Source organism: Flintibacter sp. P01028 (genome assembly GCF_041925235.1).
GTDB classification, from domain to species: Bacteria; Bacillota; Clostridia; order Oscillospirales; family Oscillospiraceae; genus Lawsonibacter; species Lawsonibacter aceti.
This window is the reverse complement of the sequence record NZ_JBHEVC010000003.1, coordinates 40,258-54,760: the sequence shown is the minus strand read 5'-3', so window position 1 is coordinate 54,760 and position 14,503 is coordinate 40,258. Positions and strand designations below refer to the sequence as shown.

Annotated in this window: 14 protein-coding genes and 2 pseudogenes; 10 read left to right on the top strand and 6 right to left on the bottom strand. The window is 48.3% G+C overall.

What is annotated here, in order from left to right:
* Entirely contained in the window at positions 1-987 is a 987-nt protein-coding gene (locus ACEVJK_RS07080) for a Fic family protein (RefSeq protein WP_374740276.1), read from the bottom strand.
* Positions 988-1,252: 265 nt separating this feature from the next.
* Between ACEVJK_RS07080 and ACEVJK_RS07075 the strand changes: the two genes are divergently transcribed.
* From ACEVJK_RS07075 to ACEVJK_RS07065, 3 genes are read left to right on the top strand one after another with little or no spacing between them, the layout of a single operon-like run.
* On the top strand, positions 1,253-3,085 hold the full coding sequence (locus tag ACEVJK_RS07075; protein ID WP_374740275.1) for a DNA/RNA helicase domain-containing protein: 1,833 nt from the start codon (positions 1,253-1,255) through the stop codon (positions 3,083-3,085).
* Positions 3,086-4,765 carry a DNA/RNA helicase domain-containing protein gene (locus tag ACEVJK_RS07070; RefSeq protein ID WP_374740274.1) on the top strand — a complete coding sequence of 560 codons (1,680 nt, stop codon included), beginning with the start codon at positions 3,086-3,088 and terminating at the stop codon, positions 4,763-4,765.
* On the top strand, positions 4,762-5,097 hold the full coding sequence (locus ACEVJK_RS07065; protein WP_240288205.1) for a nucleotide pyrophosphohydrolase: 336 nt from the start codon (positions 4,762-4,764) through the stop codon (positions 5,095-5,097). The genes ACEVJK_RS07070 and ACEVJK_RS07065 overlap by 4 nt, the downstream gene beginning before the upstream one ends.
* Positions 5,098-5,172: 75 nt before the next feature.
* On the opposite strand, the gene ACEVJK_RS07060 is transcribed toward ACEVJK_RS07065, so the two are convergent.
* Together ACEVJK_RS07060 and ACEVJK_RS07055 are read right to left on the bottom strand one after the other, a co-directional pair.
* Positions 5,173-5,706 carry an FAD-dependent oxidoreductase gene (locus tag ACEVJK_RS07060; RefSeq protein WP_374740273.1) on the bottom strand — a complete coding sequence of 178 codons (534 nt, stop codon included), beginning with the start codon at positions 5,704-5,706 and terminating at the stop codon, positions 5,173-5,175.
* A gap of 59 nt (positions 5,707-5,765) precedes the next feature.
* Complete coding sequence (locus ACEVJK_RS07055; protein ID WP_374740272.1) at positions 5,766-6,077, bottom strand: hypothetical protein; 312 nt, start codon at positions 6,075-6,077, stop codon at positions 5,766-5,768.
* Between the two features lie 816 nt (positions 6,078-6,893).
* On the opposite strand from ACEVJK_RS07055, the gene ACEVJK_RS07050 reads away from it, so the two are divergent.
* Together ACEVJK_RS07050 and ACEVJK_RS07045 are read left to right on the top strand one after the other, a co-directional pair.
* Positions 6,894-7,091: a helix-turn-helix domain-containing protein gene (locus ACEVJK_RS07050; RefSeq protein ID WP_374740271.1), complete on the top strand. Its 198-nt coding sequence runs from the start codon at positions 6,894-6,896 to the stop codon at positions 7,089-7,091.
* A gap of 114 nt (positions 7,092-7,205) precedes the next feature.
* Positions 7,206-7,373: a helix-turn-helix domain-containing protein gene (locus ACEVJK_RS07045; RefSeq protein WP_374740270.1), complete on the top strand. Its 168-nt coding sequence runs from the start codon at positions 7,206-7,208 to the stop codon at positions 7,371-7,373.
* A gap of 55 nt (positions 7,374-7,428) precedes the next feature.
* On the opposite strand, the gene ACEVJK_RS07040 is transcribed toward ACEVJK_RS07045, so the two are convergent.
* Together ACEVJK_RS07040 and ACEVJK_RS07035 are read right to left on the bottom strand one after the other, a co-directional pair.
* Entirely contained in the window at positions 7,429-7,983 is a 555-nt protein-coding gene (locus tag ACEVJK_RS07040) for a hypothetical protein (protein WP_374740269.1), read from the bottom strand.
* Positions 7,983-9,251: an HD domain-containing protein gene (locus tag ACEVJK_RS07035; RefSeq protein ID WP_374740268.1), complete on the bottom strand. Its 1,269-nt coding sequence runs from the start codon at positions 9,249-9,251 to the stop codon at positions 7,983-7,985. Before ACEVJK_RS07035 ends, ACEVJK_RS07040 begins: the two co-directional genes overlap by 1 nt.
* A gap of 370 nt (positions 9,252-9,621) precedes the next feature.
* On the opposite strand from ACEVJK_RS07035, the pseudogene ACEVJK_RS07030 reads away from it, so the two are divergent.
* Positions 9,622-9,864 (top strand): annotated as a pseudogene (locus tag ACEVJK_RS07030) (helix-turn-helix domain-containing protein); the annotation flags it as partial.
* A gap of 25 nt (positions 9,865-9,889) precedes the next feature.
* Here the strand turns inward: ACEVJK_RS07030 and ACEVJK_RS07025 are convergent.
* Complete coding sequence (locus ACEVJK_RS07025; RefSeq protein WP_374740267.1) at positions 9,890-10,936, bottom strand: Fic family protein; 1,047 nt, start codon at positions 10,934-10,936, stop codon at positions 9,890-9,892.
* Positions 10,937-11,870: 934 nt separating this feature from the next.
* On the opposite strand from ACEVJK_RS07025, the gene ACEVJK_RS07020 reads away from it, so the two are divergent.
* The 4 genes and pseudogenes from ACEVJK_RS07020 to ACEVJK_RS07005 form a co-directional block, all read left to right on the top strand.
* Positions 11,871-12,392, top strand: a complete 522-nt coding sequence (locus tag ACEVJK_RS07020; protein ID WP_105310335.1) for a DUF5720 family protein — start codon at positions 11,871-11,873, stop codon at positions 12,390-12,392.
* Between the two features lie 162 nt (positions 12,393-12,554).
* Positions 12,555-13,460, top strand: coding sequence for a DUF6017 domain-containing protein (locus ACEVJK_RS07015; protein WP_105310334.1), 906 nt, complete (start codon positions 12,555-12,557; stop codon positions 13,458-13,460).
* Between the two features lie 3 nt (positions 13,461-13,463).
* On the top strand, positions 13,464-13,940 hold the full coding sequence (locus tag ACEVJK_RS07010) for a PcfB family protein (RefSeq protein ID WP_105310333.1): 477 nt from the start codon (positions 13,464-13,466) through the stop codon (positions 13,938-13,940).
* A pseudogene (locus ACEVJK_RS07005) lies at positions 13,937-14,470 on the top strand (type IV secretory system conjugative DNA transfer family protein); the annotation flags it as partial. The gene ACEVJK_RS07010 and the pseudogene ACEVJK_RS07005, both read left to right, overlap by 4 nt.
* Between the last annotated feature and the right edge of the window lie 33 nt (positions 14,471-14,503).

The following is a 14,503-nucleotide window of genomic DNA, read 5'->3' as shown; positions in this document are numbered from 1 at the left end:
TTAGATTAATGATTTATATACCCAATGACCATTTTTACGGTATTTTATAAGTTTACTATTTACAACTAATCCAGCCAAAATTCGATTTGCTGTAGCCGCCGACACCCCGCACAATTCTCGAACATCGGCGTTCATGATATAGTCGTGAGTTTTGAGATACTCCTGAATTTTGTTCCAACGGAGTGTGACCTTATCCATCTTACCATCGCTCATTCCTCTGCTTGTGTTAATCACCTCTACAAGCGATGCTTTGATGGCTGAGAGCATAAACTCGATAAATACCGTAGACTCTCCTGCGTCATTGGAGGCATTGATGGCCGCATAATATTCCTGCTGGCGGTCGTGAATGATAGACTCCACTGGGAGCCAGGCAAAGGCTGGATTCCATTTCGAAAGCAGCAGTGTATGCCACAGCCGCCCCACACGCCCATTTCCATCGGCAAAGGGGTGGATCAGTTCAAGCTCATAGTGGAACACACAACTGCGAATGAGCATGTGCACCCCGCTGGTCTTTGCCCAGTCCAGCAATTCCATGACCAGATCGGGGACATACTGTGGAAGCGTGCCAAAATGCAGGACATGCCCTTCGTTGTCCACCACGCCCACAGGGCGGCTGCGAAACACGCCGGATTCTTCCACCAATCTCCGGGTCATTATGCCATGGGCAGTCAGCAGGTCATCCACCGAATAGGGATCAAGTTCATCCAGCCGCTCATAAATCTCATAGGCGTTTTTGACTTCGGCAATATCCTTGGGCGCTGCCAGGACATGCTTGCCATTCAGCACAGCAGTCACCTGCTCCAAGGAAAGGGTGTTCTGCTCGATGGCCAAGGAACCATGGATGGTGCGGATGCGGTTGGCGCGTCGCAGAGTAGGGTTTGTGGAAAGAAGAGGGGAAGAGGTCAAACGGCCCACCAACTCGGCGATCTCCGCCACATAGTCAATGATTTGGTTCGTGATTTCAAAGGGAGGTTTTTGGTTTCTCATGCAGCACCTCACTGGGTCAATCGTTGTTTTCATTATATCACGCATCACTCATTTCATCAATCAAAATCGACCCGTATTTGAGCGATGCTTTCCTTTGTAAAACGAAACAAATACTCTAAGTGTGGTCTGCATATCCCACGAAGGCGCAGACGTATAACTGACCATAAAAAAGAAAAAAGCGTTTTGCGAAAGAATGCGGGGTGCATCCACTAAACATTCGTGATATAATCAAAAAAACAGCGATCCAGTCAGAAGGAGGGGTGTTATGGACAGAACAGATGGAAGTTATATCAGCACCGTAGGGGTGCTCTATTCGATGAGCGGGAAGGAAATTGCCGACCATCTACAAGAATCCCAGGGAAACCCTTCCGAATCAGAATACAGATCCTGGGAGAACTCAATTCCGATTTTGGTCAAGGTTCTGCATCAGGCAGGACTGGATGCGTTGACATTGGTTTTGGAATATCAGACCCCAATTGGCAGCCGCATCGACGCCGTGCTCCTGGGGGAAGGGAAAACAACGGGAAAGCCGCTGGTGCTGATCATCGAACTCAAGCAGTGGAGCGCTATAGAAGAAAATGCGGCAGGGCGGGAGAGCAGTGTCTCTATCTGTCTGTCCCGAGCGGAAAACCGTTTTGAGGAAAGGCTCCATCCTGTCCAGCAGACGCTGACCTACGCCAAGCATCTGCGGATGAACCACAGTAATGTGGCAGATGGGAAGATGGATGTGCGATGCCGTCAATTCCTCCATAATTTTAAGGATAAGGAGCAGCTCTTCCAGGGCAGTTATCAGGCATATGAGCCACTGCGGCATGAAACCTACACCAAAGGGGAAGAGGCGTTGCTGGCTGCGGACTTGAGAAGCTTGTTCTCTTCCGAGCCGAAGCCAGAGGTGGTGGAACAGTTTCTTACCGGCACCTATGTGCTGGGGCAGATCGGCTTTCAGGATTTAAGGAAAGTATTGGAGAAAAAAGAAAACGCAGCCATGCTGGATGACCAGATCGAGGTCAACCGCAAGATCTGCGGTATGATCGATCAGCTCCGTAGTCCGCAGTTCGGCAAGCATCTGATGATCATCTCGGGCCCGCCTGGTACTGGGAAAACCGTGGTGGGATTGCACGCCATTTATGCCTACTGTCAGAAATTCGGCCCTTCCTGGCAGAACCGGGGCGGCTGCATCTTTGCGCTGCCCAGAAGCCGTACACTCTCTCTGGTCATTGCGGGCGCCTCAGGTGTGCCGCCCGCCTATCTGGATGCGGTCCCGCCGGGACGGGATCTGGTTGTTGTAGATGAGGCTCATCGGATTGAACATCTGGAATCCACGATGACCAGCCTGTTTCAAAAGGCCAATATGGTGGTGGTGCTGCAGGACGACCGGCAGCGGATCCGTCTGACAGAGGAGGGGACGGTGGAGCATTTCCGGCAGTTTGCCCAGGCGCACGGCATTTCCTGCGCCACCTACTCTTTGGCATCTCAAAAGCGGGCGGGGTACCTGGGCAGCTATGTCTCCGACCTGGATAAGCTCTTTTATGACCGCCAGAAGCAGCCGTTGAAGCGGCAGTCTGCGCTGGAGCTGCGTTGCTGGGAGGATCTGAACGATCTGGACAGATACCTCCATGACCTGTGGTCAGCGGGCCGCCATGTGAAATGGTATGCGCCCTTCTGCTGGAAGTGGAGCTTTGATACAAGAATAAAGGATATTCATATCAGACAAGCTGCAGGAGATTTCAAGAAACCATGGAATCCACAGCCAAAAGAAGAACAGTACCGATGGTATGTAGGGGAAAAAGAGGAATATCTGGACCAGGTAGGCTGTATCTACACGGCACAGGGCCTGGAATTTGACGATGTCGGTGTGATCTGGTGGGACGACCTCCGCTGGGATGAAGATATCCACGATTGGCGCATCGATCTGAGCAGAAACTGTGATACAGCATTTGTGACTGCGATCCGAAGCAGTCAGGCCAGTGAGCAGGAGATCGTGGAACTGGTGCTGAATACCTACCGGGTGCTGCTTACCCGAGCTAAGAGCAGCGTCCATATTTGGTTCCGGGACCAGAACACGAAAGAACATGTGAGAAAGGTAATGGGTTTTTAAATGGCGGGCAAGAAATATGGGGTTATCCACCTTTCTATGCGGGCGGGGGAGCTGGACACCGATCACTGCAGTGAAGAACAGAGGGAGATTTTGACATTCGGGTGTGTGATCTACATCTATTATGGGCGGCGGTCGTTTTATGTGGGACAAACAGACCAGTTTTTAACGCGGCACAGTAAGCACATGGCGGAAGCCAAGACAGACTACCGGCAGTTTGAAAAAGTGGTGATCCTCTTTGGCCAGTATGTGAATGGGAATTCCCAAAATGACCTGGAGGCGTTGCTGATTACTTATCTCACAGCGGATCAGGAAAGTTTGCCGCGAAAGGAAAAACGAGTCCGCCGGAATAGAACGAAGGGCAATCAATTTGTGGATTATCCAAATCGGGAGGAAGTGCTGGCACGGGTACTGACGCCGTTCTGGGAACAGGAACTGTACCAAGCCGGACTGGTGCGTCAAAGGTCACTGGATGGTCTGCGCAACAGCATTCTGTTCAAGTATTCTCCCTTTACGGAACTGTCCGAGGAACAGTCCGAGCTGATCCGTGAGATAGAAGAGGGGACCCGGAGCTTTCTCATCGAAGGGACGGCGGGGACGGGGAAGACCGTAGTGCTGACCAACCTGGCGGCCCGACTCTGTGAACATCATGATTGGAATGTAGGGGTGGTAGTAAAGTCAAACTGGGTCAAGACCGCCCGCAGCATTTTTCGGGCCTATGGGCTTGGGAAAAACATTACGGTCGGGACTGCTTATCAGTTGATCCGGCAGAAGAAGCGATTCCATATTCTTTTGGTGGATGAGGCTCACCGGCTGCGATGGAACAGCCCGAAACAAAATCATGTGACCACAGGGATCTTTGATCCCAACGATCCCCGGAAGAATGAGCTGTTCCTGCTGGGAGAACTGACGGACCGGCTGGTGCTGCTCTATGACGCCATTCAGGCGATTCGTCCATCGGATATTCCATACCGGGATTTCCAGGATTACATTCAGGAAAAGCATATGGAAAGGCGTATGCTCACCAAGCAGTTCCGTGTGCGGGTTCAGGACAAGGGTGCAACCTACACGGCGGATGACTACATCAATGGGATCTGTTCCTTCCTGCAGATCAAAGAGCGTACATTTGATCCGTGTGTATTTCAGAATCCATCCGAGAATGCCTATTTTGGCGTCGTGGATTCCATCCATGAATTGTTTGACTATGTGGATGAGCGGCGGCAGTATCATCCGAAAGCCCAGTGCAGGGTACTGGCCGGATATGCACGTCCCTGGGGAAGCCATTATCAACCGGGGCATAAGCATTATGCGGAATTTGACTGGGCGGAGGATGAGGAACATCGTTGGAAATGGAATCACACGCATGAAAACTGGATCGCGTTGCCAGGGAGCGAGGATGAGGTCGGATCGATCCATGCGATACAGGGCGTGGACCTGGACTATGTGGGTGTCGTGATCGCGAAGGACCTGACCTGTCAGGGAGGGAAGGTGACGGCAGTCAAGGAGAACTATTTTGACACCAATGGGACGCCACCGAAAGAGAGCTTTTCTCTGTCAGAACTCAGCGCATATGTGAGGCAGATCTATTATGTGCTCCTGACAAGGGGCATGAGCGGGATTAGGGTCTATTTTGAGGATCCCGCATTGAAAGAGCATTTTATGGAGGTTGTGGGACGGACATGAAACAGGAGACGATACAGGAAATCAATCGCTTTCGGGACGCACGTCACTGGCGGCAGTTTCACAACCCCAAAGACCTGGCAATCTCCATTTCCCTGGAGGCGTCGGAACTGCTGGAACTATTTCAATGGAAGGGCAATGAGGAGGTCGTGGGCGTCAAGACCGAACAGCTGCAGGAGGAACTGGCGGATGTTCTTATCTATGCCGCTATGCTGGCAGATGATCTGGGATTTGACCTGGACGAAATTGTGAGGAAAAAGCTCGAAAAAAACAGCCGGAAATACCCTGTCGAGAAGAGCATCGGCCGCAAAGACAAATATACTGAGCTGGAATAAAATCGAATCCCCCGTTTGTACGCCAAAATCTGGGTATAAACGGGGGATTTCCATCAGAATTATGGGCTTGTCATCTCATAGTTTCAGATCCCCTGCAGCGGGACCATCGATGCGCTTGCCGTCCTCTGCAAACCGGGAGCCGTGGCAGGGGCAGTCCCAAGTGTGTTCCTGGGGGTTCCACTTCAGTGCGCAGCCCAGATGGGGGCAGCGTCTTGTGGTGGGGGTGAGCAGGCTGACCATGGCCTCCCAGCCGTTGACGGCCAGCTGGGGGCGGGGTATGGAGCGGGAAGGGGAGAACACATCCGCATAAGGATTTGTTTTGCACTGGACTAGGTCGCTCAAAATCATAGCAGAGACTATGGCTGTGGTCATGCCCCACTTGTTGAAGCCTGTTGCCACATACAGACCTGATGTGGAAGCAGAGTAAGGCCCGATATAAGGAATGCTATCCAGACTTATACAATCCTGCGTAGCCCAATGGTATTTCTCCGTGGCCTTTGGGTAACGCTTTGCGGCAAAGTCCTGTAGCACATGCCATCCGCCGCTCACCAGCAGAAGGTCTCCGTGTTTGTGGAAGGAGAGGCCATTCTCTGACTCATCAATATACATGCCATCTACATTTGCGGCATGTTCCAAAGCCATGACATAGGAGTGGTGCTGATATAGCCTCAGAAAATAGCTGCCGTGCTTGTTAAGAAACAGGGAAAGTGGGGGGACACGATGATTTTCTCTGCGTGCATTCTGCCCCGGTCAGTGACCGCTGTGGTACCAATCAGCTCCCGCACCAGGGTGTGCTTATAGATGTGCAGACTCTTGGAGAGTGCAGAGAAAAATTGCAATGGATGGAACTGGGCCTGATTTGTAAGCATGACCGCACCTGTCGTGAGGAAGAGGAGAGGCAGATGGTCAGCAAATTCTGCGCCGGCCCCCAACTGCTCCAGGACGCTCAGTTCTGTCTCTAACGCTTCCCGGTTAGACATAAGCGGGTTTTTCTTCGAAGTCACAGTCCATGCCCTGGCACAGCATCCGGTAGTTCTGGAGGGCCGCCTCATTGGCAGAAAGGTATTGCTGTGCCCAGTCAAATCCAAAGGTTGGATAGGCTTATGGTAGATGAGTCTGTGAATGGTCAGCTTGGCGGTGGTATTTTTGTAATGCCGCTGCAAATCATTTTTTCTTCTGCCAACAGGGTATTCCGGCCTGGTGCAGAAAGTAGGCACACAGGACTCCCGCCACGCCCCCGCCAATAAGTACATTAGTGGTTACATCCCGTTCGAATGAGGGAAAGTCTGTATACTCCCAAGTTTGCTCCCATACTGATTTCATGTCCGCGTCCTCCCATAATACAGTCATGGAATTAGTGTTTTCCAAATGAAGGGAAGTATACATGTGAGGGTGTATGTGGATAGGGAAGCAACATGTGTGAATGCGAGCCAAGGGTTTTATAAGAAAGCTAGATAAAACAAAAGGGCGGAGCAGATGGAGTACATGTATCCTTTTCGCCCTCAGTTAGATTACCGATAAGGAGGAAAGAATAAAAGATTCATAAAGTACACCTCTCGCTTAGGAGTTTGGCGTGACCAATGCCGTACGGAACGGACATAATTTACGGTGATTCCTCATTCGTAATATATTTTGAGGTACAAGGTTTTTGTGGTGCAATTTGCACAAAATGCCGTGTGCTGCCGCGCTTTTTAAGGCGGCCAATTAGCAAACTCTTAGCAGGAATCACCTAGCCCACAACGTCTTTTCATCACACTCTATCACCTTGTCACTGAGCAAATCATGGAGATCACACAATGGGAAATCATGAAAAGCGTCCGTTGCCGGAGGCACGCACCTATACCGTGGAAGATATTGCAGCCATGCTCAACATTGGGCGCACATCGGCCTATACTCTGGTCAAGGAAGGCCACTTTAAGACCGTTCGGATCGGCACGGCGATCCGCATTTCCAAGAAGTCGTTCGATGAATGGCTGGAGGAAATGGAACTGTAAGATCGATCAGCAAATATCCAAAGGGTCGCCGTAGGTTTAAAACCACGGCGGTTCTTTAGCTTGTCAGATAAACTGCTATGGCTCCCTGCGAATGGCATCGCAGGGAGCCTAGGTATGATAAATGGGGATATTCTCGGTATTGGCCGCGCTTCGGCCTATAAACTCGCAACCTCCGGGTTGTTCAAGACGATCCGCATCGGCAGCATGATCCGCGTCTCCAGGAAGTTCTTTGAAGATTGGCTGAAGATGGAGGAGATGGAGGATAAAAACTGCCCGCCGTAAAATTGCGGCGGGCAGAACAGTGGGAATTATCAGCAGTCAATATTTGAGAAATTAATCATTTTTTGATTGCATCCAAAAATTTATGAGTATCCAAATCATCATATGCTTCACATATAGTATCATTAGAGAAATGAGGTTTGATACCCTTTACAGTTTTGCATATCTCGTCTTTTTCTTTGCCCCAACTATTTTGATAAAAAGATGATGTCACAAAAACGATAGTTGAATAAAGCTCAAGTTCCTTGGCACTTTTTTCGCTAAATGAAGCGATTACTTCATCGATTTGCCTGCTATATTCATGAATAATGTCAGTAGTATTTTCCAAAACTTTATTATCTGTTTGTTTTGCATTAATGGAATATCCACTTAAACCACTTGGATAGGTAATTGGTTTTACTTGAATACAGTCTGCAAATTCAGCGTATTCAATATCACTCATAACTGTTTGGCAATAAGGACCATAAGTATAAATTTCAAATTCGTAACCTAAAGGAACCTTGTAAATAGTTTGCAATAAGTATAAGAATTTCATCATCCCTGTTTTTCCAAGGTTATGTGTATCGCGTTTTGCAATTTCTGTAATGAAGGCTAGCCTTTCTTGTGTTTTCATCATAATCTCCTTCGCTGTTTTTCAACATAAAGACGTTTCATTCTGGGCGCATCAACCATGTGACGAACAATGGGAGAAATTCTACTCAGTTCTCTTACATAACCATGCTCTTCATCGCAAATCAAAATATCTTTATCTAATTTGTACCATTTTGTTTTTGCCTCATCAACAAAAAAGTGTGCGTGCTTATCTTCTAATTCCGCCTTTAATTCCTCAAATTTTGTTTCCTCTTCTGAAGTTGGCAAAAGGCTAGTCTCATAAATTTTTCTATAATGCTTCCGCTCAAGAATAATATTACCGTGTGGACCACCGTAGCCATCTTTCAGTTTTCCGTACATTGACCAATCATCGAGATCAACATAGGCGTCTAGATTTTCTGGGGTTGGATAACATCCGTCAAATTGGGGGTAAGCGCTATTCAATATCTCTTTTACGGCATAGGTAACATGATGATCATATGCCCGACGAGTTTTATGAAAATACACTTGAGAAAACATTTGGTATCTAGCTAGTACGAGACTCTCGGCAATATGCCAGCCACCATCTTGAATAGCAATGACTAACGCGTCAGAGTCCGGTATAATACCAATATCAATACAATTTATTAGACGGTTTCTATCGTACAAGCCATAATTAACGCCTGTATGGATAGAATCACGTAAAAGATAATCTGCACGATCTGCATCTAGTTGGCCGGAAATAACATCTTTGAATAAAAGCAAAATACCTACAAATGCACATTTTGTTGAATCTCCAAGAAGAGCTGTAACTTCCTCCACCTTTATCTGATAATTGGCGTTAATCGGATGCTCCTCAATAAGATCTTTAAAGTATTTTTTAATAATTGCAATGCTATATTCTTCATGAGTGTATCGTTTCTCGGTTTGCTGATCTTTAACGGGCATCAAATCTTCTCCAGTATGCGAAAAGGGAGTATGACCAATGTCGTGTAATAATGCTGCCAACCGAATTATTTTGCGATATCGATCAATACCACCATTATTTAAGTGATATTGACTTGACAAAAGGGCGCGTGCACGCTCTTTACTTATAATACTGTTATAAATATCGGTAGCCATTTGCAGTACACCGATAGAATGTTCAAAACGAGTATGTACTGCACCAGGATAGGCCATGTCTGTTAAGGAAAGTTGTTTAATTCTTCTGAGCCGCTGATAAACCGGATGATTGATTATTTCCCACTCTTGATTATCGAGTTGAACAAAACCATAAACAACATCTCTGATTTCGTAAATAGGCTCATTCATACCATCCAAAATACTCCTTTTTAACTTTCTGTTTTGCTTTCAGGATATCATACTTTCCCAGACATGTCAACAATAAAATAGAACATATGTTCTATTTTGCTGCACCATAGGTTCTTAGCGTATGGTGTTCTTTTAATGTTTAGTTGCACTTTTATCTACATCATTTCTTTTTTTGTTTTCTGCAAATTGTTGTTTTCGTTTCCACGATAGAACTGACCCGAAAGGAGTCAAAAATCCCATGTTTTTTCATTCGCAGTCAGCCGAAAGGCCCCCGCCCATAGGTTTTCCCCTTCGGGGTGTCCGGGCGGCATAAAGGCCACCTTTTCCCCAAAAACAACACTTTTTCAGAGCGCCGAAAGGAGGTGATACCATAGCGGTATTTCGCATTGAGAAAACCCGCGACTACACGATGATGTCCAACCACCACCTGCGGAATGCAGGGCTGTCCCTGAAATCCAAAGGGCTGCTCTCCATGATGCTGTCTTTGCCGGAGGACTGGAATTACACCACCAGGGGCCTGGCGGAAATCTGCAAGGAGAGCACGGACAACATCAGATCCGCTCTGAAGGACCGGTCGTGTGCCAAGCACATCACACACAGCTGTCTCCAGGATAGCAGTGTAGGACTGATGAAGGGAATCATTTTAATCTGTAATAGCAAATATTCTTTCCAGCACCCTCCCGTTTCAGCTCTCCAGCGGTCACCAATTTCCGTAGTGCACCCTCAATGGAACTGATACTGAGCGAAGGGCAGAGTTCCCGGATGTCCTGCTTCGTAAACCGGCCGATCTTCTCCATGGTGGCCCGGCGCACGGTCTCCAATGCAGGGAGTTTAGTCTCCACCAGAGCAAAGCGATCTTCAAAGTCTTTGTAAGCAGAAAGAATGGTTCCCAGCAGATACTTGATAAACGGAACCACATCTTCGGTACCTTCGTGCCACCCGATCTGCGCCTGACCCAGGACATCATAATAGAGATCCTTGTTTTTTGCGATTTTGGCCTCCAGCGAGATATATTTTCCCACATAAAATCCGTTGCGGTAGAGCAGCAGTGTGGTCAGCAGGCGGCTCATTCTGCCGTTTCCGTCGTTGAAGGGGTGAATACAGAGGAAGTCGTGAATAAACACAGGAATGATGATCAGCGGCTCCACTTCCATGTTTCCGATGACCCGGTTGTACTCCTCGCAGATCCGGTCCAGGGCCTCCGGCGTTTCGTATGGGGCCAAGGGCGTGAACAAGGTCTCCACATGGCCGTCGGGATAGGTGGCGCTGATGTAGTTCTGCACGCTTTTGGTCCTGCCGGCCATGGGGTTGTTCATGTGGCTGTAGAGGATCTTGTGGAGCTGCAGGATGTAGTTCTGGGTGATGGGGATGGCGTCGAAGTTCTCATGGATAAGGTTCAGCGCATCTCGGTAACCAGCGATTTCCTGTTCGTCCCGGTTTCTCGGCGTCGTTTTCTCCTCTACAAGCTGCCGGATACGGGTGTTTGTGGTCACAATGCCCTCAATGGCATTGGATGCCTCAGTGCTCTGCACCTTTGCAATCTCCACCAGTTTCTCCAATTCTTCTGGCCGTTGTTTCAGATATAGTTCCTGCTTTCCGGCTTCTTTATAAATTGCCGCGACCAGGCCCAGAATCTCCGAGTCCCACTTCTGCTCCCGAATTGTGGAGTAATTGAATGTACGCATTCCCTTATGCCCTCCCTTGTTCCCTTAAATCTTAGCATTAAACAAGGGAAAATTCAACTCTTCAAAAGAAGTTTCCCTTAATATTATGCCGAATTCAAGGGATTATATACGTCTGTAAGGGCAAACCAAGCGTATTACCGCCATAGGTTTGCGCCTGTGGCTTTTTTCATGTCCATTTCTATCTCTCCTCCCCAAAGCTGTACTGAAAGGAGTCAATCTTATGTTTTTTCTTCCGCAATCGGTGGCGAGGTTGCCGCCCATAGGAATCTCCTATCTAGAACTATGCTATTTGGTCAGGGACTTTTTCTGCAAAATTTTACTTTTCCAAACCGCAAAAAGAGATGATCGCTTTTTCACTGCGTACGGGCATGTAGTTGACTATATTTGCCTTTTGTGCATAACGCCTGTAATTTCACTGGAAAGGGCGGCATAGCACTAGACAATGCAACACGCTATGGATTATACAGAAAAGTGGTGAAATACCGCTGGCGTTTAGGAGGCGGACCCTCTATCCTGGTGAGGTACGGGGGCATATACAGAATTTATTCAATTTTACAAGGCTCCGGGATTCGAACGGTTCGATTGTTAGGAGTATGGCTTACCACCTCATACACGGTAGCCTAACATAACTTCTGATACCGTATAACCCTTGTAAAATCAAGGTTTTTCAACGATTAGCTTGTTATATCGTGATACTCCATAACACCTTAAATTTGCTAAGATTAAACCGTCCAATTAGCAAACTCTTAGCAAGGCAAGGTCTATCGCTTTGGTTCCCCACCAACGATTATCAACTACTTATAGGTCTATATTACTGCATAGTATGCCTTATGTCAAACCTTGAAATATAACAGAATACAGTCCCTCAACGCCATAGGCTCTCAACTTCCTATGGCGTTTTTTTATACCCATTTTTCAGAAAGGAGCCTATCCCATGAATTTAACTGAAAATGAAAAGAGAATGGTTTACCAAGTAGAAAGCACCTGCCAGGCAGCCATTCTGAACGAGATCGCCATGAATAAGCGATATGCCCCAAACCCGGAAATCCGGCAGACCGCAGAAAGCCTTTTGTCAAAACTGCGTCTGCTCTCTGACAAGGAGTGTATGGCTCTGGTAAATGATGTTCAGAAGAATTACCGCCTGCCGGGGAAAGCCCGAACCATCGGGGAAATGCTTGCAGAGGCAAGGCAGAAGTCCGGGGCGGAGAAACTGGCCGGCCATGACATTATGGCTCTGGAGCGTTTTGACCCTGACACCCGCCACATGATCGTCTTCGATGTTCTCTCCCATGAGTCCCCTATGGGATACAAAGGTGAGCGTATGCGGCTGTTCCTCACCGAGCAGGGATACCAGAAAGCCAGGGAGAACCAGGACAGGGGATTTATCAAGATCAGAAACCACGCCAAAGTGACTGCGGGAAACCTCCGCTATGACACAAAAGACCGTGACCTCTGAAAAGTACCCTCTTTTGGGGCGAAAATCATCCCTTTTCCTCTCTGTATGCCTCCCGACCATAACGGACAGAGGAATTTATCCCCTTGCCCTAACGGAAACGGCACAGAGGAAAAATCATAAGAAAAACGACCTTTTTAGAAAACGGAAAGGAGGTGTCCGATTATGGCAGTTTTCCGCATAGAGAAAACCCGTGACTATACCGTGATGGCAAACCACCATCTGCGGAACACGAAACTCTCCCTCAAAGCAAAGGGGCTTCTCTCCCTCATGCTCTCCCTCCCGGAGGACTGGGACTACACCACCAAAGGGCTTGCGAAGATATGCAAGGACGGTGTGGACAGCATTTGCTCAACCGTCAATGAGCTGGAGGAACACGGCTATGTGATACGAGAGCGTATCCGAAACGCCAAAGGGCAGCTTACGGATATTCAGTACACCATTTTAGAGCAGCCTAAGCCGCCCCAGCCGGGACAGGGAAAACCTAAACAGGAAAATCCAGTTTTGGATAGTCCAGTCCTGGGAACTCCAAAGCAGGAAGAACCTGAACAGGGAAACCCCGCACAATTAAATACTAAGAAATCAAGTAACCAGGGATTAAATACTGATTTATCAAATACGGAGGTATCAAATCCTATCCAATCAAATCCGTATGAGGATGAGCTGCAGGCGGCGGATGGGATGGGAACGGATACGAGGTCTTCCAGAGAGATTTATCGGGAGATCATCCTGGAAAATATCGAGTACCGCCATCTGGTCCAAAATAACCAGATCGACAGAGAGCGGCTTGACGAACTGGTGGAGCTGATCGTGGACACGGTCTGTTCCGCAAGAAAGACCATCCGTATTGCCGGAGACGATTATCCGGCGGAGGTGGTAAAATCCCGCTTTATGAAACTGGACAGTTCCCATATCGAATATGTGCTTTCCAGTATGCAGGAGAATACCACCTATGTCCGCAACATCAAGAAATATCTGCTGGCAGCCCTGTATAATGCACCATCCACCATCAGCAGCTACTACACTTCCCTGGTGAACCATGACCTGTACGGCGGAGGGGAAAGGAGGTAACCCATGCAGGAAGAAGTAACCCAGAAAACAATGGCACTTGCCATCACCACTTCCAGAATGACCGCCTCCGTCCTTGCTAAGGCCATGCGGAAGTTTTTGGAGGCGCAGAAAAACAAAAGCCACCAGCTCCCCAAAGGGAAACAGACCCTAAAGGAGCTGATGAAACACAACACAGGAGTTTCTAACCTGGAGATCACCAACGACAACATCCGGGCATTTTCTGCCACCGCTAAGAAGTACGGCATTGATTTTGCCCTGAAAAAAGACAGCAGCACGCAGCCGCCCCGGTACCTGGTATTCTTCAAAGGCCGGGACGCCGATGTTATGACGGCGGCTTTTAAGGAGTTTTCCGCAAAGCAGCTCTCCCAGGAGAAAAAGCCCTCCATCCGAAAACTCTTATCCAGCATGAAAGAGCTGGCACAGAAAAAGGATAAGGTTTTGGACCGCACCAAACACAAGGACAGGGGGATGGAGCTATGAAACAGGTAAATGTGAAAAAGCTGCTGATCTTAAATCTCCCCTATCTGCTCTTTGTGTGGCTGTTCGATAAGGCAGCCCAGACGGTACGGCTCTCTCCCGGAGCTGACCTCTCCGGCAAACTGCTGAACCTGGGCAGCGGATTTTCTCAGGCTATGGAGAGCATTGCTCCCAGTTTCCATCCGGCAGACCTGCTTGTGGGGCTGATCGGTGCGGTGGTAATCCGGCTGATTATCTACACCAAAGGGAAAAACGCAAAGAAATACCGCAAAGGTATGGAGTACGGTTCTGCAAGATGGGGAACTGCCGAAGATATAAAGCCCTACATAGACCCCGTATTTGAGAATAACGTACTACTGACCCAGACGGAGCGGCTGATGATGTCGAACCGCCCAAAGAACCCAAAGTATGCCAGGAATAAAAATATCCTGGTAATCGGCGGCTCCGGCAGCGGCAAGACCAGGTTCTTTGTAAAGCCCAACCTCATGCAGCTCCATTCCTCGTATGTTGTTACGGACCCGAATGGTAATTTACAATAAGGATAAAGGGAGCGCGCACCCTCAAGA

Bases quoted from the DNA above. Each gene is read 5' to 3' on its own strand.
- ACEVJK_RS07050 (WP_374740271.1), top strand. From the start codon at position 6,894: ATGGGAAATCATGAAAAGCGTCCGTTGCCGGAGGCACGCACCTATACC.
- ACEVJK_RS07020 (WP_105310335.1), top strand. From the start codon at position 11,871: ATGAATTTAACTGAAAATGAAAAGAGAATGGTTTACCAAGTAGAAAGC.
- ACEVJK_RS07075 (WP_374740275.1), top strand. From the start codon at position 1,253: ATGGACAGAACAGATGGAAGTTATATCAGCACCGTAGGGGTGCTCTAT.
- ACEVJK_RS07035 (WP_374740268.1), bottom strand. From the start codon at position 9,251: ATGAATGAGCCTATTTACGAAATCAGAGATGTTGTTTATGGTTTTGTT.
- ACEVJK_RS07055 (WP_374740272.1), bottom strand. From the start codon at position 6,077: ATGTCTAACCGGGAAGCGTTAGAGACAGAACTGAGCGTCCTGGAGCAG.
- ACEVJK_RS07070 (WP_374740274.1), top strand. From the start codon at position 3,086: ATGGCGGGCAAGAAATATGGGGTTATCCACCTTTCTATGCGGGCGGGG.
- ACEVJK_RS07010 (WP_105310333.1), top strand. From the start codon at position 13,464: ATGCAGGAAGAAGTAACCCAGAAAACAATGGCACTTGCCATCACCACT.
- ACEVJK_RS07045 (WP_374740270.1), top strand. From the start codon at position 7,206: ATGATAAATGGGGATATTCTCGGTATTGGCCGCGCTTCGGCCTATAAA.
- ACEVJK_RS07015 (WP_105310334.1), top strand. From the start codon at position 12,555: ATGGCAGTTTTCCGCATAGAGAAAACCCGTGACTATACCGTGATGGCA.
- ACEVJK_RS07065 (WP_240288205.1), top strand. From the start codon at position 4,762: ATGAAACAGGAGACGATACAGGAAATCAATCGCTTTCGGGACGCACGT.
- ACEVJK_RS07040 (WP_374740269.1), bottom strand. From the start codon at position 7,983: ATGAAAACACAAGAAAGGCTAGCCTTCATTACAGAAATTGCAAAACGC.
- ACEVJK_RS07025 (WP_374740267.1), bottom strand. From the start codon at position 10,936: ATGCGTACATTCAATTACTCCACAATTCGGGAGCAGAAGTGGGACTCG.
- ACEVJK_RS07060 (WP_374740273.1), bottom strand. From the start codon at position 5,706: ATGTATATTGATGAGTCAGAGAATGGCCTCTCCTTCCACAAACACGGA.
- ACEVJK_RS07080 (WP_374740276.1), bottom strand. From the start codon at position 987: ATGAGAAACCAAAAACCTCCCTTTGAAATCACGAACCAAATCATTGAC.